The organism is Sorangium sp. So ce124 (genome assembly GCF_051525235.1).
Lineage (GTDB): Bacteria > Myxococcota_A > Polyangia > Polyangiales > Polyangiaceae > Sorangium > Sorangium atrum.
The window spans coordinates 7,532,857-7,557,460 of the sequence record NZ_CP150312.1; the positions used below are offsets into that span (position 1 = coordinate 7,532,857).

At 69.3% G+C, this 24,604-nt stretch carries 18 protein-coding genes; 9 read left to right on the top strand and 9 right to left on the bottom strand.

What is annotated here, in order from left to right; genetic code table 11:
* Positions 1–18: 18 nt before the first annotated feature.
* The 6 genes from tssM to WMF19_RS28235 all read right to left on the bottom strand — a co-directional run bounded on the left by tssM (position 19) and on the right by WMF19_RS28235 (position 11,548).
* Positions 19–3,735: a type VI secretion system membrane subunit TssM gene (tssM, locus tag WMF19_RS28210; protein WP_437893195.1), complete on the bottom strand. Its 3,717-nt coding sequence runs from the start codon at positions 3,733–3,735 to the stop codon at positions 19–21.
* A 41-nt stretch (positions 3,736–3,776) separates the two neighbouring features.
* A complete protein-coding gene (locus tag WMF19_RS28215; protein WP_272093890.1) occupies positions 3,777–4,454 on the bottom strand; it encodes a DotU family type IV/VI secretion system protein in 678 nt (225 codons plus the stop codon).
* A gap of 34 nt (positions 4,455–4,488) precedes the next feature.
* On the bottom strand, positions 4,489–5,850 hold the full coding sequence (tssK, locus tag WMF19_RS28220) for a type VI secretion system baseplate subunit TssK (protein ID WP_437322991.1): 1,362 nt from the start codon (positions 5,848–5,850) through the stop codon (positions 4,489–4,491).
* Between the two features lie 181 nt (positions 5,851–6,031).
* Complete coding sequence (gene tssJ / locus WMF19_RS28225) at positions 6,032–6,823, bottom strand: type VI secretion system lipoprotein TssJ (protein WP_437790812.1); 792 nt, start codon at positions 6,821–6,823, stop codon at positions 6,032–6,034.
* Positions 6,824–6,916: 93 nt separating this feature from the next.
* The gene (gene tssH / locus WMF19_RS28230; protein ID WP_437322993.1) at positions 6,917–9,622 is read right to left on the bottom strand and encodes a type VI secretion system ATPase TssH; all 2,706 of its coding nucleotides are present in this window, start codon (positions 9,620–9,622) and stop codon (positions 6,917–6,919) included.
* 36 nt (positions 9,623–9,658) lie between these two features.
* The gene (locus WMF19_RS28235) at positions 9,659–11,548 is read right to left on the bottom strand and encodes a transglycosylase SLT domain-containing protein (RefSeq protein ID WP_437893196.1); all 1,890 of its coding nucleotides are present in this window, start codon (positions 11,546–11,548) and stop codon (positions 9,659–9,661) included.
* 199 nt (positions 11,549–11,747) lie between these two features.
* On the opposite strand from WMF19_RS28235, the gene WMF19_RS28240 reads away from it, so the two are divergent.
* Both WMF19_RS28240 and WMF19_RS28245 read left to right on the top strand, forming a co-directional pair.
* Positions 11,748–13,040 carry a type VI secretion system-associated FHA domain protein gene (locus WMF19_RS28240; protein WP_272093895.1) on the top strand — a complete coding sequence of 431 codons (1,293 nt, stop codon included), beginning with the start codon at positions 11,748–11,750 and terminating at the stop codon, positions 13,038–13,040.
* A gap of 91 nt (positions 13,041–13,131) precedes the next feature.
* Positions 13,132–13,824 (top strand): hypothetical protein, encoded by a 693-nt coding sequence (locus tag WMF19_RS28245; RefSeq protein WP_437322996.1) that lies wholly within the window; start codon positions 13,132–13,134, stop codon positions 13,822–13,824.
* 401 nt (positions 13,825–14,225) lie between these two features.
* On the opposite strand, the gene WMF19_RS28250 is transcribed toward WMF19_RS28245, so the two are convergent.
* On the bottom strand, positions 14,226–15,143 hold the full coding sequence (locus tag WMF19_RS28250; RefSeq protein WP_272093897.1) for a hypothetical protein: 918 nt from the start codon (positions 15,141–15,143) through the stop codon (positions 14,226–14,228).
* A gap of 545 nt (positions 15,144–15,688) precedes the next feature.
* Here WMF19_RS28250 and WMF19_RS28255 point away from each other — a divergent pair.
* The 5 genes from WMF19_RS28255 (at position 15,689) to tssG (ending at position 20,359) form a co-directional block, all read left to right on the top strand.
* On the top strand, positions 15,689–16,201 hold the full coding sequence (locus WMF19_RS28255; RefSeq protein ID WP_437322997.1) for an Hcp family type VI secretion system effector: 513 nt from the start codon (positions 15,689–15,691) through the stop codon (positions 16,199–16,201).
* 266 nt (positions 16,202–16,467) lie between these two features.
* Complete coding sequence (gene tssD, locus WMF19_RS28260; protein ID WP_437893197.1) at positions 16,468–16,953, top strand: type VI secretion system tube protein TssD; 486 nt, start codon at positions 16,468–16,470, stop codon at positions 16,951–16,953.
* Positions 16,954–16,999: 46 nt separating this feature from the next.
* Entirely contained in the window at positions 17,000–17,419 is a 420-nt protein-coding gene (tssE, locus tag WMF19_RS28265; protein WP_437322999.1) for a type VI secretion system baseplate subunit TssE, read from the top strand.
* A gap of 73 nt (positions 17,420–17,492) precedes the next feature.
* Entirely contained in the window at positions 17,493–19,262 is a 1,770-nt protein-coding gene (gene tssF, locus WMF19_RS28270) for a type VI secretion system baseplate subunit TssF (protein WP_437893198.1), read from the top strand.
* A complete protein-coding gene (gene tssG / locus WMF19_RS28275; protein WP_437323001.1) occupies positions 19,226–20,359 on the top strand; it encodes a type VI secretion system baseplate subunit TssG in 1,134 nt (377 codons plus the stop codon). The genes tssF and tssG overlap by 37 nt, the downstream gene beginning before the upstream one ends.
* Positions 20,360–20,433: 74 nt before the next feature.
* On the opposite strand, the gene WMF19_RS28280 is transcribed toward tssG, so the two are convergent.
* The gene (locus WMF19_RS28280) at positions 20,434–21,141 is read right to left on the bottom strand and encodes a hypothetical protein (RefSeq protein WP_437893199.1); all 708 of its coding nucleotides are present in this window, start codon (positions 21,139–21,141) and stop codon (positions 20,434–20,436) included.
* A gap of 146 nt (positions 21,142–21,287) precedes the next feature.
* Here WMF19_RS28280 and WMF19_RS28285 point away from each other — a divergent pair, with 146 nt between their 5' ends.
* A complete protein-coding gene (locus WMF19_RS28285; protein WP_437893200.1) occupies positions 21,288–21,998 on the top strand; it encodes a hypothetical protein in 711 nt (236 codons plus the stop codon).
* Positions 21,999–22,150: 152 nt separating this feature from the next.
* On the top strand, positions 22,151–23,257 hold the full coding sequence (locus WMF19_RS28290) for a hypothetical protein (RefSeq protein WP_437893201.1): 1,107 nt from the start codon (positions 22,151–22,153) through the stop codon (positions 23,255–23,257).
* A gap of 13 nt (positions 23,258–23,270) precedes the next feature.
* Here WMF19_RS28290 and WMF19_RS28295 read toward each other — a convergent pair whose 3' ends face one another.
* Entirely contained in the window at positions 23,271–24,419 is a 1,149-nt protein-coding gene (locus WMF19_RS28295; RefSeq protein WP_437893202.1) for an FHA domain-containing protein, read from the bottom strand.
* Positions 24,420–24,604: the final 185 nt, after the last annotated feature.

Sequence of the window (24,604 nt, forward strand, 5' to 3'; positions counted from 1 at the left end):
GCTCCGTTGCTGCCTAGCTCACCCTTTGCCGAAGCGATCGCCGATGCTGGCAGGGCAGTTGGTCGCCCGGAAGAAGCTCGTCGGGAACGGGTGGTTCCCGCGGGTCGGCCGGATCTCCATGGTCACGATCACAGGCGGCGCGGTCATCTGCCAGGTCACCGTGAACAGCTCGTCGTTGTCCTTCTGGGCGGTGGTCGTCCCGGCCTCGAAGAGCCGGAAGATCCCCCACGGCCCTTCGCGCACGAGCTCCTCGTCGAGCCCGCCCGCGCCGCGCACCTGGATCCTCGCGCCCTTCGCGCCTTCGCCCGGCCAGTTGAAGGTGTGCCAGAACTCCTTCTCGTTGCGATAGAGCCTCTTCTGGCCGTCGACCTCGAAGACCACCTCGCTCACGATCGGGCTGACCGTCTTCATGTTGATGTGGAAGACGACCTTCGGCTCCGCCCCGCCGCTGCTCCCGAAGAGCGCGTCGGAGATCTCGTTCGAGCGCCGGAGGCAGTTGTACAGGTTCGCGCTGAACGGCGTGAACGGCTTCGCCGCCTGCGGCTGCCCCGACAGGTGCGCCTTCGGGAAGAACTCGTGCCCGACCTGGTAGTGGAAGCCCTTGAGGTACGTCTCGTAGAAGCCCCAGAGCACCCCGTCCTTCGGCTTGAAGAAGGCCATCGCGTCCTCGAGCGACGCGTCGCGCGACGAGGCGAGGTTGAACGGGTAGCGGTCCTTGATCTTGTCGCGGTAGTGCGGCCAAACCTCGACCTCCCAGATCCCGCTCGCCGCGCCGCCTGCGCGCCGCACGACGGCTTTGTACGCCTGCCGGAGGGGGTTCATGAGGAGCGGCTCCATCAGCCGCTGCCCGTTCTGGTCCATCGAGAGCAGCAGCCCCTGGGTCTCCTTCACCGCGTCCTGGAACGCCTCCGTGGCCTTCGAGGTGTCCGCGTCCGGCGGCCCGTCCTCGACGACGCTCATCTCCCCTGCCAGCCGCTCGAGGTGGCCCACGTACTGGCCGAGCTTGGGCGGGGGCGGCGGGGGCTGCCCTTCGCCTGCCGGCGGCTGGGGCACCCCGAAGCTGGCCATCGACTCGAACTTGTCGGGCACCGGATCGTAGTGCTCGCGCTGGTTCCCCGTGAGCATCGAGTCGATCCGCACGCCCGTCCGCCGATCGACCTTCTGCGCGATCATGTCCTTGGCCCTGTCGAGCAGGCCGCCGTCCGCCGTCAGCAGGCTCGGCTTCTCATCCTTCCCGAACTGCGTCTCGTCCGAGAGGCGCTGGAGCAGCCGCCGGTAGGGCCAGTCGGGCGTGGAGAGCACCCTGAACTCGTGGATCGCGTCCCGGTTCGTCTTCGGGACGTCGACCTGGATGTCGCGGAAGAACGCCTCCCACTGCGCTATGTACGCGTTGTCGTAGTCCTGCCGGACGCGGTCGAGCTCCTTCTGGATCTGGTCGCCCTGCCGCTTCTCGTCGCTCGACAGCGGGAGCACCCAGAGCTCGCGCTCGAGCTTCTTCCTCCCCTCCTTCAGCGACTCGAGCACCTGCGCGTGCCCCTTGGCCGTGTAGGGCCCCTGCACCTCGAACCACGTCCCGCCCCGGTTCTTCTGCGCGCTGTGGATGACGGTCAGCACCTCGGACCGATCCGCGAACATCTCGTTGAGCGACACCGGCGGGTACTTCAGGTTCTCCGGCGTGTTCGGCCCCGACTCGTCGTACTTCTGATCGATCAGGCTCGTTACAAACTGATCGTAGTAGCGCTTCGTCGGGTCGACCCGCAGCAGATCGGCTTGCGCCCGCGCGACGAGCGGCTCGTTCAGCTCCTCGGCCTCGAGCTTGTTCCGCCGCACGAGGTCGATGTAGTACGCGACGTGCGGCGTGAGCCGCTCCTTGAGCTCGCTCTCGGGCAGATCGGTGAACGGCTTCAGCGTGTCGGCCCAGACCTGGACGAGCCGCCCGGTCTGCCACCGCGCCGCCTGCTCATCCATGTGCTTCTGGTACTTCTTGCCGAGCAGGAGGTAGCTGCGCAGGGCGTTGTAGCCGTCGAGGAACTCCCCCTCGCGCACCTTCTCGAGCTTCGCCTCGAGCTGCGCCTTCGCAGGGCTGACGAAGCCCTGCTTCAAGCTCATGATGTACTGGCCCATCGTCGGCGGGAACAGCTTGTCCCCCTGGAACATGAACCAGCCGTACTCGATCGGCGTGTTCTCGACGTAACCGTCGAGCTTCCCCACGTGCTCCTGCAGCCGATCGAGCTTGTCGATGTTCGCGCGCACGTTCGGCGGCGTGCCGACCCGCCCGGACCAGTCCACGAACGCGATCTCGTCCGAGATGCGCCGGGTCTCGGCGACGAGCGCCTTGTTGTTGAAGTACGAGATCACCGCCGGCAGCAGGAACAGCAGCGCCACGAACGCCGCGGCCGCCGCGACCAGGATCCGCTGCATCCGCCGCCGCCGGAGCTCCGCCTCGGAGCGCGCGGCGAGGTCCTGATCCGGGAAGACGACGTTGGTGAAGACGTCGTGCAGGAAGAAGCTCTTCGACTCCTTCGGGACCGCGGCGTCCTCCTCGCCCTCGCCGAGCCCCGCGCGGAGCCCGAACGCGCGCCCCATCGCCCCGACCACGCGGTCGAGCGGCCGCCCCTCCTGGACGCCGCTCGTGAAATAGAACCCGCGCAGGATCGGCGTGGGCGCCGCGCCCGCCTTGGGCGCGAACGCCGCCGCGATGAAGTCCGAGAGGTTGCGCTTCACCGCCGCGAACTCGAGCGGGAACTGGTAGCTCTTCTCCTTCACCTCGCGGTTGCGCTCGCCGATGAGCCGCTTCGTCAGCCGCGCGTGGAGCTTCTCGACGAGCACGTCGAACTCGCGGTCGAAGATCTTCCCGGGCTCGTCCTTGTTCTCGTCGAGCCGCACGGTGGCGCCCCACGCCTGGGCGCGCTCGCTCTTCTTCAGGTCGCCGAAGTACTCGGTGAAGCCCGCCACCAGGTCGCTCTTCGTGAAGAGCACGTAGACCGGCAGGACCATGTGCAGCGTCTGCTGCATCTCGTCGATGCGCGCGCGGATCTTCTTGCCGGTCTGATCGATCTGCTCGTCGCTCGCGTCGAGCAGCTCGCTCAGGCTCACCGCGACGATGACGCCGTTCAGCGGCTTGTGCTCGCGGTGCTGCAGAAGGGTCTCGAGGAACGCCATCCACTCGTCGTGGTCGTCGCTCTCGGTCGTGTACCGGCCGGCCGTGTCGAGGAGGATCGCCTCGTTCGTGAACCACCACTCGCAGTTCCTCGTGCCGCCGACGCCGCGCACGCCTGTGCGCTCGGGGTCGACGTACGGGAACACGAGCCCGGAGTGCCGGAGGGCGGTGGTCTTGCCTGCCCCGGGCGGGCCGACCATCACGTACCAGGGGAGGACGTAGAGCGCGTCGGCGCCCCGCTTGCCCCCGCCGAGCTTCGAGGCCTTGAGCGCGGCGATGCCCTCCTGCATCTGCCGGTTGAGCTCCTGGATCTCCGCGCGCCGCTCCGGCTTCGCGTTGATCACCTGCTCCTGCGCCTGCTGCGCGATCGCCTTCTCGAGCGCCCGCGCGGCGCGCGCCGCGCGGATGCGCCTATAGATCGCCAGCCCGACGAGCACCGCGAGGACGATCGCCGTCGCCACGAGCGGGATCTCGATCGGGAACGCCTCGGCCCCCTCCCCTGCCGCCGGGCGCAGCATGAACCACACTCCCCACACGGCGGTGAGGAACAGGGCGCTCAGGATCCACAGCCACATCGGAAGTCTCCCTCGGGAACAGCAGAGAACGGCGGAGTCGCCTAGGTCCCCGTGCTGATCAGCTTCTTGATCTGGTCGGCCACGCCCTCCGCGTCCGAGGCCACGACGAGCCGGAGCACGATGACCACGAGGACGGCCAGCACGAGCAGCCCGAGCGCGATGGCCAGGTAGGGCAGCTCGCGGCGCACCGCGTTCGCACCGCCGTCCTTGCGCTCCGCGTTCGGCGCGAGGACCTCACCGCCGCCCTCGGAGACAGCGACGTGGTTGCCCACGCCCTCGATCACGGCGCCGAGGCCCTCCTGCTGCCGCAGACGATATTTCCCCTGGAAGCCGAGGGCCAAGCAGAGGAAGTAGATTTGCGCGACGTGGTTCCTGCCGCGCTGGCCGTAGAGGTTGTCGAGGTTCGTGAAGAACCCGTCGCCGGCCGTGTTCAGCTGGAAGAACTGGAACTGCAGCGGGTTCTGGAGCCACTGCGTCCTCCCCGGCCAGTTCGAGTTGAAGATCACCTCGTCGGCGAAGGCCGCGAGCGCAAACTTCGCGTCGATCATGTCCTGCTCGGGGATGCGCGCCTCCCGCCCGTTCTGCATCATCGTGTCGAACAGGCCGAGGACGCGCCGCTGGAGGATGTCGGGCGCCGGGAGGTCGCGCGAGTTCCTGAGCTGCAGGATCAGCGAGAGCACGTCGGAGCACACAAAGTACATCGTCTGCGAGAGGCTCATGGGCTCCTCACCCGGAGGGGGCGGCCTGACACGTTCACTTTCCTGCCGGGACGGCGATCAGCCGGAGATCGACCTTTTGCGGTTCGATCGGCTGGTAGATAGCGATCGTGCCAGAGCCGAGGATATCGTTCCAGTAATCGCCGTTCTGGTTGACGCGGAGGTAGACGAGGCCCGGCTTGATCGGGATGGCGCCCGGCGGCCGGTACTCGATGGCGACGTTCACGCCGGGCGTCGCGGAGTGCAGGATGTGCCCGATCTGCGTCCACGAGCCGATCTTGAGCAGGCGCGGGAGCCGCTCGCGCAGCGTGGCCTCGTCCGTGCCCTTCGCCTCGAGGAACATCTCGTGGCTGCGGGGCAGCTTCGGGTCCTCGAACCTGCCGAGGTACATGCCGTCCTCGCGCTTCTCGAGCGGCACGATGACGAACTGCTCCGTGACAACCTCGTTGATGAGCCGCCAGGCCCGGTCGAACATCGGGTCGAGGACGCCATCGAGCTCGAGGTAGTTGAACTTGGGGATCGTCGTCGGATCGCTGTCGGTCGCTGCAAAGGTGCAGAGCTCTCCGATGAGCGAGCCGAGGACGACATAACACTGCTCCGGGTGCGCGCCGCCGTGGTCGACGAGGTGCGACACGATCGGGATGTACGAGTTCAGGGTATGGAGCAGCCAGAACTTGGTGAGGTCGGAGGCCTGGAAGTCGACCGACGCCGCGCTCCGCATGCGCCGCCCCTCGACGAGCGACTTCTGCTTGCCGACGAGCGCCGAGAGCACGCGGCGGAGGCCGGACATGATGTGATCCGACGTGTTGATGCGGAGGACCGACGGGATGAAATTCTTCCGCAGCGCGATCGCGCCGGAGCTGTCGCGGACGAGCTGCGCGATGCGCACGGTCTGGTAGGCGTCGCGCGGCTCGGTGCCGAAGAGGAGCCGCAGGTTGGTGCGGGCCCAGGTGACCGACTGCTCGTTGCGCCCGGAGTTCACGTCCGGGACCGTCGTCTGGGCGGCCACGAACCGCTGGGCGGGGCCTACCTTCGCAGGGTCCAGGCTGATGTTCGCCGCGGTCTCGCGCAGGTTCGGGATGCCGAGGAAGACGTCGAGCGTCTTCAAGGCGGCCGGGAAGGCGCCCTCGAGCGGCCGCGCCTCGACCTGGTCTTCGCCGCGATCGCCGATGAAGAACGGCGTGCCGTCGGGGAAGACGCCGTGGCATTTGACCACCTTGAACTGCCCGGCGGAGAGCGCCCGCTCATCGAACTGGGCGGACGTGATGCCCCAGTCATAGCCAACGACGGCGTGGAGGCGCGCGTGGAGCAGCGTCTCGTGGTAGGCGTCCGTTTGCTGCAGGTGCTGAGGGGTCATGAAGAGCCCCTCGGTCCAGACCGGCTTGCGCGGGTGAATCATGTCGCCCGTCCAGTCTTATCAGATGTGCCGTGCGCGGCGTCGCGAAAGCGGGTCGGGCGCGGGGAGCGACGACGCTGCGCTGCGCGCATCGGACCGCTCGTCGTCGACGGGGACCGCGCGGTCACGTCGCGCACGTCGCGTGGACTGCAGCTGGGAGGACGACCTGCGCGCGCCACGGCCGTCACTTCCCCGGGCGAGCGGGCGCCTCCGGCGCGGCCACCTTCTTCGGCAGGCTGAGCCGGCGAACGGCGCTCGCGTTGGGGAACATCGACTCGTCGAACTCGACCCCGTTGTCGATCTTCGTCGAGTCGATGAAGAACGCGACCCGCGGATCGGCCACGGGCGGACCAGCGTCGGGCTCGCGGCCGCCGCACTGGGCCTCTCCGGGCGGGAGCGGGAATTCGTAGAAGGTCTTCCAGCTGTTGCCCTTCGGGCTGTGGAACAGGGCGGCGCCGACGAGGTGGCTGGCGTCGGGCAGGCGCTCGAACTTCACCTCGACGAGGTCGTTCGGGAAGACCTCGACCTCGTCGACCTTGGCGAGGTCGTCCTCGAGCGTCTCCTTGTCCTTGAGGAGGATCTGGTCGTACGTCGCGTTCTCCATGCGCGCGCTGCTCTTCAGCTGGTAGAGCCGCACGACCACGGGCCGGGGGTTCCCGTTCTCGTTGGGGTTGATGTTGTCGGACGCGTAGATCGAGAGCGTCACGATCTGGACGTCGCACGGCTCGGGGGCCGCGGGCGGCGGCGCGGCGGACGTGCAGCCCGAGACCGCGGCGGGCAGCGCGGCGCCGAGGCCGACGGCGAAGGTCGCCGCCGCGATGGCCGCCGCTACCTTCGCCGGGGCCGCCCCGCGGAGGAGCGACGCCGGCCGACGTCGAGGCCCCGGCCGGCGCGCCGAGCCCTCCCCTGCGGGGGAGGGCGAACGCGGCTCCCCGATCCACATCGAACGCTGTAGGAGCTTGGCGAACGGGACCATGCTCCGCCCAATTTATGCGGAGTCTCGCGGCCAGTACAACTTTCGGTGTGCGAGCGGCGTCGATCGGTCTGATTCAGTCCGTTTCAGTCCGTTTCAGTCCGAGAACGAGATCGTGAAGTTCTTTTCGGCGTCGACCCCGATCTGGAGCCGCTTCGGAAGCGGCCCCTCCGCCATCTTCTCGAGGACGGCGACCGAGAGCTGCGGCAGGAGCGACGCCCGGAGGATATGGTCGATGTTGCGCGCCCCCGTGTCGACCTCGGTGCAGCGCGCCGCGATCGTGTCGACGAGCGCGTCCGAGTACGACGCCTCGATCCGCTGGCTCTTGCGCAGGCGGTCGACGAGCGCGTCGAGCTTGAGCCGCGTGATCTCGCCGAGCGCGTCGGGCGAGATCGGCAGGTACGGGACCGTCGTCATGCGCGCGAGAAGCGCCGGCTTGAAGTGCGCGGAGAGCGTCGGCTTGATCGCCTCGACGATCTCCTTGATGAACTCGCCGTCCGCGTCGAGGCGGCGCGACGGGTCTTCTTCCCGCGCGGCGACCGTCATGTTCGTGATCTTGTCGGTCGCGAGGTTGCTCGTCAGGATGATGACCGTGTTCTTGAAGTCGACGAGCCGCCCCTCGCCGTCGCTCAGCATGCCCTTGTCGAACACCTGGTAGAACAGGTTCATCACGTCGGGGTCGGCCTTCTCGACCTCGTCGAGGAGCACCACCGTGTAGGGCCGCTGGCGCACGGCCTCGGTGAGCATGCCGCCCTCCCCGTAGCCGACGTAGCCGGGGGGCGAGCCGATGAGCCGGGAGACCGTGTGCTTCTCCTGGAACTCGGACATGTTGATGACCGTCATCATCCGCTCGCCGCCGAACATGAGGTCGGCGATCCCGAGCGCGGTCTCCGTCTTGCCGACGCCGCTGGGCCCCACGAGCAGGAACACGCCCTGCGGCGTGCTCAGCGGCTTCAGGCCCGCGCGCGCGCTCCGGAGCTCCTTCGAGATGCTCACGATGCCGTGCGTCTGCCCCTTGATCCGCCGGGTCAGTCGGTCCTCCATCTCGAGGAGCGCCTTCACGTCGTCCTGGACCATCTTGCCGACGGGGATGCCCGTCCACGCCGCGACCACGCTCGCGACCATGGCCTCGTCGACGTCCGGCCGGACCAGGGGCACCTCGCCCTGGCTCTTCTTGAGCTCGTCGAGGGCCTTGACCACCTCGCGGCGCGCGGCGTCGCGCTCCTCGTTGGTCTTGGCCTCGTCCATCTTCTTGCGGGCGTCGATGACCCGCTGCGTGCCCGCCGTCTCCTTCGCGTAGTCGGCGCGCACCGACTCGAGCTCGGCCTTCGCCTTCGCGAGCCTGTCCTTCAGCGCGCTGACCCGCTCTTCATCGATGTGCACGCCCCTGTCGCGATCGCGCTCGAGCGCCTTGAGCTCGGTCTCGGTGTTCACGATGAGGATCTCGGCGTCCTCGACCGCGGAGGGGCGCTGCTGCAGCGCCACCTTCACCCGGGCCGCGCAGGTGTCGAGCAGGTCGACCGCCTTGTCCGGCAGCTGCCTTCCGGTCAGGTAGCGCGCCGACAGCCGCACGGCTGCGGTCACCGCCTCATCCTGGATGATGACGTTGTGGGCCGCTTCGAACTTCGGCCGGAGCCCCCGGAGCATGACGACGGCCGCCGGTTCGCTCGGCTCGTCGACCTTCACCGGCTGGAAGCGCCGCTCGAGGGCCGCGTCCTTCTCGAAATATTTCTTGTACTCGCTCCACGTCGTGGCCGCGATCGTCCGGAGCTCGCCGCGGGCGAGCGCCGGCTTGAGCAGGTTGGCCGCGTCGCCGCCGCCTTGCTGGCCGCCCGCGCCGATGAGCGTGTGCGCCTCGTCGATGAAGAGGATGATCGGCTTCGACGACCCCTTCACCTCGGCGATCACCTGCTTCATCCGGTTCTCGAACTCGCCCTTCACGCCGGCCCCTGCCTGGAGCAGCCCCATGTCGAGCCCGAGGATGTCGACGCCCTGCAGGAGCGGCGGCACCTTCGGGTTCTCCGGCGTGCTCTCGACGATGAGCAGCGCGAGCCCCTCGACGAGCGCCGTCTTCCCGACGCCCGCGTCGCCGACGATGATCGGGTTGTTCTTGCGCCGCCGCGCGAGGATATCGATGACCTGCCGGATCTCCCGCTCGCGGCCGAAGATCGGATCGATCTGCCCCGCGCGCGCCTTCCCCGTGTAGTCGACGCAGAACTTCGCCAGCGCCGAATCGGGCCCGGCGCTCGCCATCCCGGCCGGCAGCTTCCCGGCCCCGGGCGCGCCCGCGCCCGCCGAGGCCGCCGCGGCCTCGGCCTCCTCCTTGGAGCCGGAGACGATCTTGGAGAGGTTGTTCTTGAGATCGTCTTTCGAGATGCCCTCGAGGTACGCGCCGATGCTGCTCACCGAGTACCGGGTCGGCTGCTGGACGAGGCGCTGGAAGAGCACGCCGCTCCGGACCCGCTGGTAGCCGTACTCCATGGATCCGACGAGATAGGCGTCCTGCATCCACTCGAGCATCGTCGGCGAGAGCACGGGCCTCCCGGCGTTGCCTTTCCTCAGCTCTTCCAGGCTGCGCTGGAGCGCGGCGCGGAGGTGCGAGGGGTCGAGATCATAGTGGGATACGAGAAACGCGATGTCGGAGTTCGCGTCGTCGAGCAGCGCGAGGAGCAGGTGCTCGAGCGTGACCTCGTAGTGGCGCGCGTTGACACACTGGCCAATCGCCGCCTCGAGGGCAGAGGTGCAGTTCTTTGTGAGTCGCTTGACGATGGCTTTGGTGTCGACGAGCTGCATGCGCGGCATGCTAACCGAGGCGCGCCCTCGTCCGAAAGCGCCTCGTCAGCCTCGCCCCTTGCGCTTCTTCTCCGCGGCCTCCGGGGCGCGGCCCTCGGCCCCGCTCGCGTCTCCGCGCTCCCGCATGGCCGGCTTGGCCCCCCCGCGGGTCGCGTCGCCGCGCGGCGCCGGCGCAGAGTCGCGGGCGCCGTCGTCCTTCTCCTGCGCGGCGAGCGATTCGCCGGCCGCGACGCGGTCCACCATGTCGGGCCGTATCCGCAGCTTGAGCAGGGCGCCGACGCGGAGCTTTTGGTCCGGCTCAATACGGTTATCGCGCGCGACGTCCTCGACGTCTATGACGAACTGCCTCGCCACGCCGATCAGCGTATCGCCGGGCGCGACGCGGTAGAGCATCACCTCGCGCGCGGACCGCGACCGCGCGCGCGCGGCGCGCGTCCGCAGCGGGGCGCTGGCCGCGTCGTCGTCGGACGAGCCCTCCTGGCCGTCGTCGAGCGACGACATCGCCACGGGATCGCGCATCGAGCGTCGCTTGCCGAGCGCAGGCCGGCCGTCGTCGTCCACGTCCGTCTCCGCCGTCTCGGCCGTCCGCTTCCGCGCGGGCTTCGGGAGGAGCGAGAGCAGGCTCTCGTCGTCCCGGCTCCCCTTCCGCGGCGCGAAGTCGCGCCCGCCGAGCAGGTCGACCGGATCGAGGATCGACGCGTCGTCCGTGGAGAGCAGCTCCGTGGAGAGCATTGCTGGCAGGGCGGCCTGCGCTCGCGCCAGCGTGTCCGACGGGAGCATCACGAGGAAGTCTCCCCGTCCGGGCGGCACGCGGTCCCCCAGGATGTCGGGGTTCAGCTTCCGCAGCGTCGAGGTCCCGACGCCGGCGGCCTTCGCCAGCGTCTTGAGCGGCGTCCCCGGGGACACCGCGATCTCGGCGGCGTCGATCGGCCGGCTCACCTGGACCTCATCGAACCCGAACCGCTCCAGGTTGTTCGCCACGATCGCCGCCGCCCCGATCTTCGGCACGTACGCGGCCGTCTCCGAGGGGATCGCCTCCTGGCGCGCCAGCTCGTTGAAGTCCGACGTCCCGTAGCGATCGATGCGGTCGAGCAGCTGCTCGTAGCCCATGTTGTAGGCCGCGAGCGCGAGATCCCAGCTGCCGAAGCGCAGGTAGAGATCGCGCAGGTGGTGAGCCGCCGCCTGCGTGGCGAGGCGCGGGTTCTTCCGCTGGTCGAGGTGCCGCGTCTGCTGGAGCCCGTAGACCGCGCCGGTGGCGGGCATGAACTGCCAGAGCCCGACGGCGCCGACCGGCGATTTCGCCCGCGGGTCGAAGCCGCTCTCGATCATGGCCACCCAGAGGAGATCCTCCGGAAGCCGTCGTTCCCTGAGCTCGGCCTGGATCATCTCCTGGTACCGCCCGCTCCGCTTCAGCCACGTCTCGAACATCTGCCGCCCGCGGTCGGTGCGCGTGAAGAAGCGGACGTACTTGAGGGTGCGGCGCGACACGGCGAGCCGGAGGTCCGGCAGCTGCAGCTTCGATAGCGCCTCGGCGCCGGCCGAGTCGAGGTCGTCCACGTCGTCGGCGTAGCTGCCTTCCGCCGAGAACGCGCGCGGCGGCCGCGAGAAGCTCGGCCGGTCGACCTCGCACGCGGCGCCCTCCCGCGCGTCGCGCCCCGCGGCCTCGCGCAGCCGCCACAGCTCCCGCGACTCGCCCCCCGGCGGCGCTGCCGGGCCGTCGAGCCCGCGCGCAGGCGCCGCGGTCGGCGGCGGCGCCGCGGCGAGCGCCCCGACCGGCGCCGTCGCCCGCGGCGCCCCGAGCTGGTAGGTCGACACCGCCGACTGGACCGACGTGATCGCCGACTGGGGCGCCGCCATCCCGACCCCGTAGCCAAACGCCAGGGCCGAGACCAGGGGAGGGATCTTGTGGACGAGGCTCATTTGCGTGTGGTTCAACGTCGCACCATGTAGGCAAACCGGTCAACAAACCGGCCGGCCCGGGTGGGCGGGGCTGGGCGGGCCTGCCTCGGCGCCCTCTGGGCGGGCCGGCCTCGGCGTGGCCTCTGGGTGGGCCGCACGCGGACTGGCGGGCCGCATGGTGCGGATGGACGTCAGGCACTCCCGTCCGGCGGAGCGGGTCTGCTAGTCTGCACCCATGCCGGCGGCGCTCTCGGCCCGCGTGTCCGACACCCAGGCCAACCAAAGCTTCGACGCTTCGTTCGAGCGCTTCCCTGTCCGGATCGGCAGGAATCAGCTGAACGACCTTCACATCGACCGGCCCTACATCTCCCAGTTCCATGCGGCGGTGGACGTCCGCGATCGCCGGATCCTCGTGCGCGACCTCGGCTCCACCAACGGGACGATGTTCGCGGGGCACCGGCTGGCGCGCGACACCTCGGTGGACGTGAGCGGCCAGCCGGAGATCACGATCGGCCCGATCCAGATCCGGCTCGCGATCATCGAGGCGCCGCTGAAGTCCGAGAGCCCGAACGACGGCACGCTGCTCGGCACGGGCGGAGACAACCTCTCCGCGCTGATCAGCCCGCAGAAGCGCGCCGCCCCCGGCGGTGAAGACCCGTACCTGCGGCAGGTGGTCCCGTACCTGGAGGCGTACCGGACCGCGTGGGCCGCGGTCTACCGGATGATCTGGGATCACCTCGCGCGCCTCCCGCCCGATGCGCGCCAGAGCTACCTGCGCCGGCTCGGCGAGGAGCACCCGAGCGTGCTCGCGGAGCGGGATTTCCAGAAGATCTCTCAGTACTACGGCGTGGACTACCGCACGCTCGGCGAGCTGGCCCCGGCGAACGCGGCGTTCGCAGCGCTCTCCGAGCTGGCGGGCGCCCTCGCGCCCGGCACGAAGCCGCCCGACGACGTCGCGGGCATCGTCAACTTCGCGCGGCGGCTCCGCGACACGATGGAGGTCTTCCTGAAGTGCTTCGTGAGCTTGCGCGACGGCTATCAGGAGTTCGAGGCCGAGGTGCTGGCGCGCGATCGCTCCGCGGAGACGGACAAGGTCGCGAACGCGCAGGACGCGAAGGAGCTCGGCACGGTCCTGCTCACGCCGGTCGGGGGCCCGGACGCCGCGCGGCACCTCCACGAGATCTTCGTGGATGTCATGAGCCACCAGATCGCGCTCTTGAACGGCGTGATGGGGGGCGTGAGGTCGCTGCTCGTCAAGCTCTCCCCGAAGACGCTCGAGGAGAAGCTCGAGCGCGCGGGCAAGAAAGGCGGGCTGTTCTCGAACAGGTACGAGGAGCTCTGGAAGCTCTACGAGCGCCGCCACGGCGACTATTCGGGGGAGGACAAGGAGACTTTTCGGGAAATATTTGGCGAGCAGTTCTCTCGGGCGTACGCTGCGACCGCCGCAGAGGACTATGGGTCGTCCGGCGAGTCGGGAGGCCGGAGCATCGTCCGCTTCCCCGGCTCTGGGAATCCGAACAAACGCTAGCGCCCCAACACGGCGGGGCTTCGCGCGGCGAGCCGCGTCATGGGCTCGCCGATCTTCCGCCGGAGGCGCGGCCGAACGCGAGGCGCCGTTCATGCGAATCAGGGAGAAAGTCGTAGCAGCAGGATGTCTGGCCGTCGCCGCGTGCCTCCTCGCCCCGATCGAGGCGGCCGCGCAGACGACGGTCCAACGCGATAAGAACTGGGCCACGGTCTCGGACGTGAGCCTCGTGCTGGGAAGCTCCGTCGTTTTCCTGATGCCGCGTGTCTATTACAGCGATCCCGAGGCCACGGTCGGCTGGAAGGGGCGCTGGCATTTCTCGGTCATGGCGCCCGCCATGACGATGACCGCGCTGACGCTGCTCGTGGACCTGCCGATCAAGAACGCGCTCGAGTCGACGCGCCCTGGCTGCTCGATCGACGAGACGAAGGCGGCTGTGTCCGACTCGGGCTGCGAGTCGTTCGGCGGCCCGTCGACGCACGCGTTCGCCTCCTGGGGCGCGACGGGCGCGGGGACGGGCATCTTCGTGGTCGACACGTTCCGCTACTCGTCTGGCCGCTTCAACGCCGGCGGCTTCATCGGCAATGTGGCCTTCCCCCTCACCGCCTCGGTCGTCACCACCATCGCCCGGAGCGTCGCCCCCGGCGACACGCGGCCGCACGAGAACGCCGGTCAGATCGCGATCGGCGGCGTCACCGGCTTCCTGAGCGGCCTCGCCGTCGGCACAGCCTACGCGATGCTCCAGCGCCCGAACTGCGGCTACGGCAACGCGCTGTTCTGCTGGTAGCCGCCTCTCCGGCAGGCTCCCCTCCCCCCTCTCTCCGCCAGGCCTCCCTCCTCCCCTCGCTAGCAAGCCTCCCCCCGCTCGCTGGAGCGGCCAGGGGCCCTGGGGGAGCGCAGGGGGGCGGGCCGAGGTTCGAGCAGATCGCGCGCGCCGCGTCCGCGCCATGCGCGGGCAAGGCGCGCGTCCGGCGGGCCCCCGCCCCCCGCGCTCCCTCTACGACCCCCTGGCCGCGCCTGCTGTTCTACAGCGGTTTCCGCCCCCCTCTGCCCCATGCCGAGCAGAGCGGCGGTCCCCCGCACAGGAGACGGGCCCAGATCGGCGTTTTCGGCGCGCAAGCGCACTCCCGTGCGCTGAGCACCGAAAACGTCGAGGTGGGCCCGTATCCGAAGCGGGTGACCGCCGCTCTAGTCCTGTCCGACGACGCGCTCCCAGAGCGGATCGTTCGACGAGAAGAGCGTATCTCGCTCCACCCGGAGGAATCGCTGGAACTCGACGCGGCGGAGCTCGCGGTCGCTGTCGCGGTTGCCATCGTCGTGCTTCACGATCTTCACCCGCACCTGCTCGAGCAGCTGAATGCCGTTCGGCTTGTAGGAGACGTCGGTGCGCAGCACGTAGCGAGCGTAGAGCCCGCGCTCGGTGACGGAGGGCACCACCGCCGTCCGCTCCAGGTCGACGGACGCCGCCTCGATCAGCCGTCCCCTCCGCGCGAGGTAGAAGTGGGCTCGTTGTCGGCAGTCGTCGGGATCAGGGCAGCTCTTCGTCTCGGCCACGACGAGGTTGTCGTTGCCGAGGCGCACCGGGGACAGCTTGGTCCCCTTGGCGGGCGCGCGGAAGCTGCCGACCCCGTAGACGTCCGCGCGATCGCCGGCCGCTCGCACGAGCGCCACGAGGCCGCCCTCGTCGCCGTTCTCGAACTTGAGGACGCGCACCCATACGGCGCGAAGGCCCTCCGGCCCGGAGCGGATCTCGACCTCGTCGGGATCGATCTTGCGCGGCCAGCCGGACTTGGAGATGCCGCCGCGCAGGGTCTCGTTGGCGAACACGTAGTGGCCGGTACAGTCGACGTCGGTCGGTCCGATCCCGCGTTCCTCGCTGTAGCCGGGAATGACGACGCTCAGCCACTGGTCTGGGTCGAGGGTGCGGACGGCCGCCTTGCCGCCTGCCCCGCGCTTCGCAGGCGGCAGCTGGGTCGTGCACACCGGGATCGGATTCTGCTTGCGTGTCTGGAGCTCGCCGTGTGGCTGCTCTGGGTACGATCCGCAGCCCGCGAGGGCGGCGGCGAGCCCCAGGCCGACGACGGAGCCGAAGCGAACGATGCTCACGCGCTCTTCGTATCATGCAAGGCGTCGCCAAGGCGAGTTCGCGACCCAACGCCCTGGCCGGCCAACGGGGCTGGCCGGCCAACGGCTCTGGCCGGCCAACGGCTCTGGCCGGCCAGCCCGCCTCGTTCTCGGTGTCGGCGGCCGCACGCATGCCAGATCACGCTGCCATCCCGCGCGTCGTCACGTTCCCCACACGCCCGCAACCCGATGGACACGCCCGCGTCCTCTTATGGAAGCGATGGCTTCGCGACGGAATATTGCGCGCGCTCAGGAACCAGACACGAACCAGACACGAACCAAACCCCAACCGAAAGCGAACCGAATGCCAAGAAACCCGCGCTGCCCCGGGACACAAAAGTCTTGACGCTCCCAAAGAGGGAGTTACCTTCTGGACTCCCTGAGACGAACAGGGGTAGAGATACGATGAGAGTCTTATCTCTATGTTTCTTAACTCCTAGTCCCGACGGGGCGGACCGTCTGCCAGCGCGCAATGGGGCGTAGACTGAGCCCAGGCGGCGAGTTCTTGAAGGAAGAGGCATCTGATCATGGCGTTGCAAGCTCATCTCCAGTTGAAGGGCATTACCCAGGGCCCCATCGATGGCTCGGTCACCCAGAAGGGTCGCGAGAAGACCATCGCTGTCATCGCTGTCCAGCATCAGGTCGTGAGCCCGCGTGACCCGGCGACCGGGATGCCCAGCGGGAAGCGCCAGCACAAGCCCTTCGTGATCACGAAGGAGCTCGACAAGTCAACCCCCCTTCTTTACAACGCCCTGGTCAACAACGAGAGCATCTCGGAGTGGACGCTCAAGTTCTACACGCCGGGCACCGCGGCGTCGAAGAACGTCGGCAAGGAGCAGAACCACTACACGGTCAAGCTCACGAACGCGACGGTCGCGAGCATCGACTTCCAGATGGACAACACCCGCTTGAACGACGGCAGCAAGGACAGGCCGGAGTACGAGCGGGTCTCCTTCACCTACCAGAAGATCGAGTGGTCGTACGATGACGGCGACGGCGCGCGCCAGGCGGACGACGACTGGCAGGCGCCGAACCAGTAACGCCTAGCGGTCGAGGTCTCGTCGCACCGGGCGGCCTTCGGGTCGCCCGGTTGCGTTTGTTGTCCTGACGTTGGGGCATCAGAGCGGGGCGCAGCTTCGTGCGCCACGGGCTCAGCCGCTTAGGCAGGCGAGTGAGGCGTACGAAAGTACGCCGCAGCGAGCCGAACGAAGCGGATGAACCCGTAGCGCACGAAGCTGCGCCCCGCTCCAGGGGGTTCCTCAAAATCAGGCATGGCCATCACGCGCAGCAAGCTCAGAATGTTGGCATGCCCCTCAGCGCCTACCTCAGACTCACTGGCGAAAGACAAGGGGAAATCAGGGGATCCGTCACCCAGAAGGGGCGAGAAGGTAGCATCCTCGTCACCGAGGTATTCCACTCGCTTGTGGGGCCGCGCGACCCGGTCACCGGGCGCCCGACGGGCAAGCGGATGCACAAGCCCTTCGTCGTCACGAAGGACCTCGATCGGTCCACCCCGCTCCTCCTCAACATCCTCAGCCACAACGAGGGCATCCCTCGCTGGGAGCTCCAGTTCTACAGGTCGATCGCGATCGGCGTCGAGAAGCCTGTCTTCACGGTCCAGCTCACGAACGCGAACATCTCGAGCATCCAGTTCCACATGCACAACGTGAGGAACCCGGGGCAATCGCGCTTGCCCGAGCAGGAGGAGGTCGCGTTCACGTACCAGAAGGTCGTCTGGATCTGGAACGACGGGGGCGTCTCCGCGGAAGACGACTGGCTCACGCCGCGCTGAGCGGGCGGGCTTCCGCTCGAGGCGCGAGCTGATCTACGATCCCGCCGTGGCCGGTGCCTCCCTCCTCACCCGAATCGCGCACGCGGCCGACCCGCACTCGACGGAGCGGCACACCTACCGGGATCACGACCTCGAGTCGGCCATCCTGACGCACCTCGGGCACATGCTGAACACCCGCCAGGGGAGCTCGCTGACCTGCCCGGACTACGGCCTGATGGAGGTCTCCGAGGTGCTGCATGAGTTCCCCGAGGCGATCGGCCTGGTGCAGCGATCGCTCAAGAACTGCATCCAGACCTACGAGCCGCGGCTGAAGAACGTGCAGGTCCGGCACCTGCGCACGGACGCGATCCAGTCGATGGTCCTCGAGTTCGAGATCACCGCGCAGATCCACTTTCCCGATGGCCGGCGGCAAGCGCTCCGGCTCGGCGCTGCAGTGGACCAGAGCGGCAACGTCCGGGTGATGTAGCCCCCGCCCGGCAGCCTGGCTCACGGCGGTTGACAGCCTTCGGCCCCGGCGGTCGACTGGCGGTGGCGAGAGGATGTTCAACAAATACTACCAGGACGAGCTCACCTACCTGCGGGATCTGGGGCGCGAGTTCGCCGCCGCCTACCCCGGGATCGCGCCCATGCTCGCGGAGAAAGGCGGGGACCCCGACGTCGAGCGCCTGCTCGAAGGCGTCGCGTTCCTGACGGGCAAGATCCGCCAGAAGCTCGACGACGAGCTCCCCGAGGTGATCCACTCGGTCGCATCGCTGCTCTTTCCGCACTACCTCCGCCAGATCCCGGCGACATCGATCATCGAGTTCACGCCGCTCCCGAACGTGGTGCGCGAGAAGCTCGTCGTCGCTCGGCACGCGGAGGTCGGATCGGTGCCGGTCGACGGCGTCTCGTGCCGGTTCCGCACGACCCAGGACGTCGAGCTCGTCCCGCTCGCGGTGGAGGACGTGCGCGTCGACACGGGCGCGCAGCTCGCGCAGACGCTCCGCATCGAGCTCCGTCTGACCGGCGGAGCCGCGCTGTCGGGCCTGTCGCTCTCCTCGCTGCGCTTCTACATCCACGGCGAGCGCAGGCTGCAGGACGACCTCCGCCTCTGGGTCGGGGCGCACGTCGACACCGTCGCGCTGGCCGCGGTGGACGCCGCGGGGCGCGACACGACGATCGCGTCGCTCCCGGCGCGCTCCGTGCGGCTCACCGGCTTCTCCGATGAAGAGTCGCTGATCCCGTACCCGAAGACGGTCTACCCGGGGTTCCGGCTCCTGCAGGAGTTCTTCACGCTCCCGCAGAAGTTCGCGTTCTTCGAGGTGACCGGCCTGCAGGCGCTCTCGGCGGAGCGGATCTCGGACCGGTTCGCGATCCTGCTGCAGTTCAGGGACGGGCTCCCGCCGGGGACGCGGATCGGCAGGGAGAACCTCCGTCTGTTCTGCTCGCCCGTCGTGAACCTGTTCGAGCACACGAGCGATCCGATCAAGCCCGAGGCCACGAAGCACGAGTACCTCTGCCGCCCGGCTGGCGCGGCGCCCGCGGCGTTCGAGATCCACAGCATCGACAAGGTCGTCGGCATCGCCCGGCGCACGAGCCAGCGCGTCGAGATCCCCTCGTTCTTCAGCTTCCAGCACGAGCTCGATCCCGAGGCCGCCGCGCGGACGATCTTCTACCAGGCGCACCTCCGCCCGGCCGCGATCGGCGACGGCATCGACATGTACCTCTCGTTCGGCTCCCCGCAGGACGCCGGGGCCCTCCCCGAGTTCGACGTGATCAGCATCGAGGCGACGAGCACGAACCGCCGCCTGCCGGCGCAGCTGAAGCTCGGCGATCTCAGGGTGCCGACGGCGACCTCGCCCGCCGTGGCGAGCTTCACCAACCTCACCGGCGTCACCGCGCCGCTCCCGCCGCCGCTCGGGCGCGAGCTGCAGTGGCGCGTGCTGGCGCACATGGCGATGAGCTACCGCTCGATCACCGAGCTCGAGGTGCTCCGGGCGACGGTCGATCTCTACAATTTCCAGGCGATCGTCGATCGTCAGGCGGCGCGCGCGAACCAGCTCCGCCTGGCCGCGATCAAGTCGATCCGGGTGCGGCCGACGGATCGGCTGTACCGAGGGGCGCCGGTGCGCGGCGTCGCGGTCGACGTCGAGCTCGACGAGGGCGGGTTCGTCGGCGAGGGAGAGATGTACCTGTTCGCGAGCATCCTGAACGAGATGCTCGGGTCCTACGTCTCGCTGAACTCGTTCACGCAGCTGACGGTCACCGGCACGAATACACGCGTGGTGCACAAATGGGACCCGAAGAGCGGCAGCCTGACGCTGATCTGAGGCCGGCTGCGCCGAGAGGCGCCGCGAGCGCCGACCCCGTCGCGCTGGAGACGCTCCGGCGCTTCGCGGATACCGCGCCGCGCTTCTCGTACTACCGCCTCATCTACCTGCTCGAGCGGCTCTTCCCTGCCGCGCCGCCGGTGGGCCAGCTCGGGCCGGTGCAGGACGAGCGCATCCGGCTGCGCGGCGACCCGTCGCTCATCTTCGCCTCGAGCGACGTGAGCGAGCTCGCGCCGGTCAAGTCGGCTGACGGCGTGGAGCGCGCCCGCGTCTCGACCACGTTCCTCAGCCTGTACGGCTCGGTGTCGCCGATGCCGGCGTACTTCATCGAGCAGATCGCGCAGGCCGACTACCAGGGCGGCCCGCAGCCGATCCGAGAGCTCCTCGACGTCTTCCACCACCGGCTCCTGTCGCTGCTCTACCGCGCGTGGACCAAGTACCGCCTGCCCGTCACGTACCGCAAGCAGGGCGCCGATCCCTTCTCGCGCCGGATGCTCTGCGCGGTCGGCGTCGACGGCTTCCGCGGCTACGAGACGCCGCTCGATCGCTTCTTCTTCCTCCGCTACGCGTCGGTCCTCGCCTCGAAGTCGCGCTCGGCGAGGAACCTGGAGACGGTCCTGTCCGAGATGCTCGGCAACATCGGGGTGAAGATCGAGCAGTTCGTCGGCCACTGGACGAAGATCGAGAAGCCGTTCAGGAACAAGCTCGGCGTGATGAACCATCAGCTGGGCGAGAGCCTGACGCTGGGGCGCTATGTGTTCGACGGCTCCGGCCGCTACAAGGTCGTGCTCGGCCCGGTGGGCTACGACGAGTACCTCTCCTTCTTGCCCGGGGGCCGGCGGCAGGATCTGGTCCGCGGCGTCATCGAGACGTTCACGCCGGGCATCCACGACGTGATGCTCGAGATCCACGTGGACACGGAGGAGGCGCCGCGGTTCCAGCTCGGCTCGCCGCGCGCCGCGACGCTCAAGCGCACCGCGTGGATCGGCGGATCTGCGGCGGAGCGGCTCGTGATCACGATCCCCCTCGACGACAAACACCTCGCGGGCGGCGACGACGAGGACGACGACGATCGGGGCGAGCCCCCGCCGATGTGAGCGAGGCCGAGCGCCGCCGCCGCGGGCCGCCGGGAGGCGCTCGCGCCGTGGCCCCGTCTTGGCCCGCCCTGCGCTCAGTAAACGGTGAGGCTCTGCAGCGCGGCGGTGATCTCGTCGGCGTTCGCGTCGACGTTCTCGTGGTGCACGATCTGCACGAGCAGGATGCGGCGGGGACTCCGGAGCAGGATCTCGTGGGCGAAGGCATCCGAGACGGGCTTCGACGGGATCTTCGCCTTGACGAGGTAGCTGCGCCCCTGCGTGTTCGCCGTGGCCACGGGCGCGCGGCCGGAGAGGATCTCCGCGCCCTGCTCCTCGAGGTCCGCCTCGTAGCGCTTGAGCACGTCGGGCCACGGCTCGTCGGGGCTGTCGATGCGCTCGTAGATCGAGAACAGGAACTGCCGCGGGGACTGGTACGTGATGAAGCGGCGCTCGGGCGTGTAGTCGGCGCCGCCGACGTTCCAGTCCATCGGGCGGCTCATGCGGACGTCGCCGTTCATGAGGCCCACGCCGATCCGGCGCGGCACCCGGTCCGTCGCCGGCGCGTCGAGCGGCGGGAAGTACACCTCGAAGCTCGAGTCCTTGCTCAGGGTGCCGGCCGCGCCGTGGAGGTAGAAGACATCGTCCTGCTTGGGGGCGGTGGGCGAGCCGCCGCAGCCGGCGAGCAGCGCGATCGCAGCCACGGCGACGCAGGCCACGCCCGCGCGCCCCGCTCCGGCGGCGAGCGGACGGCGGGCGCGGAAGGCGGGGACGTGCGCGAGCATCGGCATTCCGAGGTGCCTCATCGGGGGAACTCTAGGCCAGCGAGGGCACGCCAGCCAAATGTTCGCCGAGGAGTTTGCCCTCGGGGTGTCCGGCATTGAATGATTGCCCGGCCCGGGCAGCGCTGCGCCCGCCGATCGAGGCGGCACCCCCGTGCCGCGAGAGAGCCATGTCCAACGAAAGCATACCGAGTCGCAAGGGCGAGCCCGCCGGAGCACAGGCGGCGAGCGCGCCGAGCCCCCCCTCCACCAGCACGCGCCAGGGCCACGAGCGTCCGGCGCCGAGCCAGCGCGCGCCGCGGCGCCCCGCGCTCGCGGCGGCCTTCGCGCTTGCGCTGGGGGCCCCGGCGTGCAGCGGCATCGACGCCGGCGTGGAGTACCCGGGCGACCTGCCCGCGATCGATCGGTACCTCTTGACTCCCGAGAACGGCCCCGACGCGCCGCTCGCGCTGGGTGAGTTCAAGATCGGCCCCGAGACGTGCAGCGGCGTCGACACGCACCCGGTCACCCAGAAGCTCTCGCCCGAGGATCTCAGCCGCTTCCTCGCCGCGCAGGGCGCCGGGAGCATCACCCCGAAGCTGGCGAGGTCGAACCTGTACTGGTTCGACTTCCCCGCGCGCGACAAGTCGTTCGTCCGGCTGCGCCTTGCGGTGCTCGAGGACTCCAAGCATGCGACGCAGGATCTCCACGACGCCGTGCTGCAGCACGGGCCAGGCTGGTGGGGCGTCCGCCGCTCGAACCTCGCCGTGCTCGCGCCGAAGGCGAACCTCAGGGAAGCGATGGCATTCGCCATCAAGTACAAGCTCGTCTGCTGGGGGGTCTTCACGTACGCGGCCAACGACGACGCGTACGTCGTCCCTGGGCCCTACGCAGAGCTGTGAGGGGAGCAGGCGGCGCGCGGGGCGGAGGCGCACGCCGCCGGCGCGCCGTCGGCAGACCTCTGCGAAGCTGGCCCACGCTCGGGGAGAACGCGTAGACTGCGCCCATGCGCCGTTACGTCTTGCTCGCCGCCGCCGTTGCCCCGATCCTCGCCGTGACCGCAGCCGTCTCCGTGCCCGGCTGCGCAGAGGAATTCGATGACGTCTGCGCGTTCCTCGAAGACACGAGCAACTGTTACGCAGATTTTCATGCCGATGTCGTGAATCGGTGCGGTGCGCCTGGCGCGGGGAACGGGCCCAAAGGCAAGTTCGCTGCCCGCGAGACCCTCGACATCTGTTTCCTCACGGAGGGAGGTCAGGTCGTCTTCGACCCGCCGCTCGACGTCACAGCATTCCCTCCGAAGAGCATCGCATTCAAGCGCCTCGACGCCCGGGCAGAGGAATGCGGCTCCTTCACGTACTCGGGGGAGTTCAGCTACTCGGTGACCATCAATCCATGCGTCCAGCCCGGAAATGACACCGGTGCTGGTGGTGGTGGTGGTGGTGGTGGCGCCGGTGGCGCCACCGCCATCGCACAATGCGAGAACGCAAATGCCAGCGGTGGTAGCGCGCCTGGCGGGGGCGGCAACGATTCTGCCGACGTGGACGGCGGTACAGTGACCGTCATCACACCGGAAGACCGTGCAACGCTCGACGTGAGCTGCTCGGAAGGCACGCAATACCACTTCAACCGGCTCGAAGCCGAAGCGAAGTGCGGCGGCTACGACACGCTCCTTCCGAGGGCCATACTCAAAACGAGCCTGGGGAAACAGCCCCCCCCGGAGGCAGACCCCAACGATCTCGATGGATACAATGGTTTCATCTCCTTCAGCATCCACTACCCACCCATCGTTGGTTCTGAGGAGGGTGGGGGTGCTGGCGGCGGGGGCGATGGTGGAGCGGGCTCCGACGCGGCGCCCTCGGCTGAGGTGGTGGAGTATTTCAACTGCGAGATCCCGGCGCCCCTCCCCCTCTGCTTCAATGGCGTGAAGGACGGCACGGAGACCGACGTCGACTGTGGCGGCACGCTCTGCACAGCGCGGTGCGGCGATGGTCAGTCCTGTATCAAGGGCGGCAATGATTGCGCGGATGGGTTCGAGTGCGTCATCGTGGATGGCTTCTCGAAATGCGCAGCGCCCGCGGGCGGAGCCGGCGCTGGCGGCGCAGCCGGCGCTGGCGGCGCAGATGGGGCTGGCGGCTCGGGCGGCGCCGGCGGTCAGTAACCTCGCTCTCCGCTCAGGCGACCAGCACCTTCACCACGAACGTCGTGCTCCCGAGGCGCAGCCGGTCGTTGTCGCGCAGCTGCCGGCGCTCGCCCTGTCCGAGGCGCTGCTCGTTGACGAAGGTGCCGTTGCGCGAGCCGTCGTCCTCGATGAAGACCTGGCCCGTCGTCGGGTCCGCGTGGATCGACGCGTGCCGTGAAGAGGCGCTCGCATCCGCGAGCCCGATCTCCGTCGTAGCGTCCGCCCCCGCGCGCCCCACCTGCGTCCGGCCGCTGTACATCGGCCAGAAGCTCCCTCCGGGATCGTTCTGGAACGTCACGATGAAGCCGACGAGGACGCGCGCCGGCTGCGCCGACACCTGCGGCACCGCGCCCGAGACCGCGCCCTGGACGATCGGAGGCGCGACGATCGCAGGCGCCCTGGCCTGAGCGACCGCCGGCACCCCGCCCTGCACCATCGGCGGCGGCGCGACCGCGCCCCCCTGCACCATCGGCGGCGGCGCAACCACGCCCCCTTGCACCATCGGCGGCGGCGCGACCGCACCCCCCTGCACCATCGGCGGCGCGACAAGCCCTGGCGCCCCCGTCGGCATCACCATCGGCGGGGGCGCAACCATCTGCGGCGGCGCGCCGAAGACCGGCGCCGGCGCCACGGGCTGCTGCCCCATCGCGCCACCCAGGGACGCGCCAGGCACCATGCCCGGGCCCGGCGCCCCGAGCGCCGGCTGGGCCGGCGGGACGCCCGGCGCGTTCATCGGAGACGCCGGCTGCGACGTGAGCCCCGCGGAAGGAGCCGCTCGGGCCCAGGGCGAGACCGGGAAAGGCGCTTCCGCGCCCGTCGAGAAGGCGACGCCTCCGCCCGGCGACGCCGGCACCGAGAGCCCGCCCCCGCCCACCCCGTACGCCTGAGGAGGAGGCGGATAGGCGCCCTGCGCGCCCCCTGCCGCGTAGCCTGGCGCCGCGCCGCCATAACCCGAGGCGGCTGGCTGTCCTGGATAGCCCGGCGGGCCAGGCGGGGCATAGGCGCCAGCCCCCGCCTGCACCGGCGGAGGCGCGACCGGAACGGAGGCTCCAGGCGCTGCGCCCGCCACGCTCGTACCGCACATCGAGCAGGCAGCGTCGGTCTCCTTGAGCATCCACGCGCAGTTCGGACACGGCCTCATGCGATCTCGAGGCTACCGATTCGCTTGACATCCGTCGAGGCGAAAGCCGCCCGCAGGCGCGAGCACCGCAGCGCAGGTCGGCCTGCGCTGCGCAGGCGACGCGATGTCGCTGCCACGCGCCAAGCGAACACGCCAAGCTCGCCGTGAGGCAGAGGCGTCCGTCGCCGCCGCGCGGGGCGTCTTTC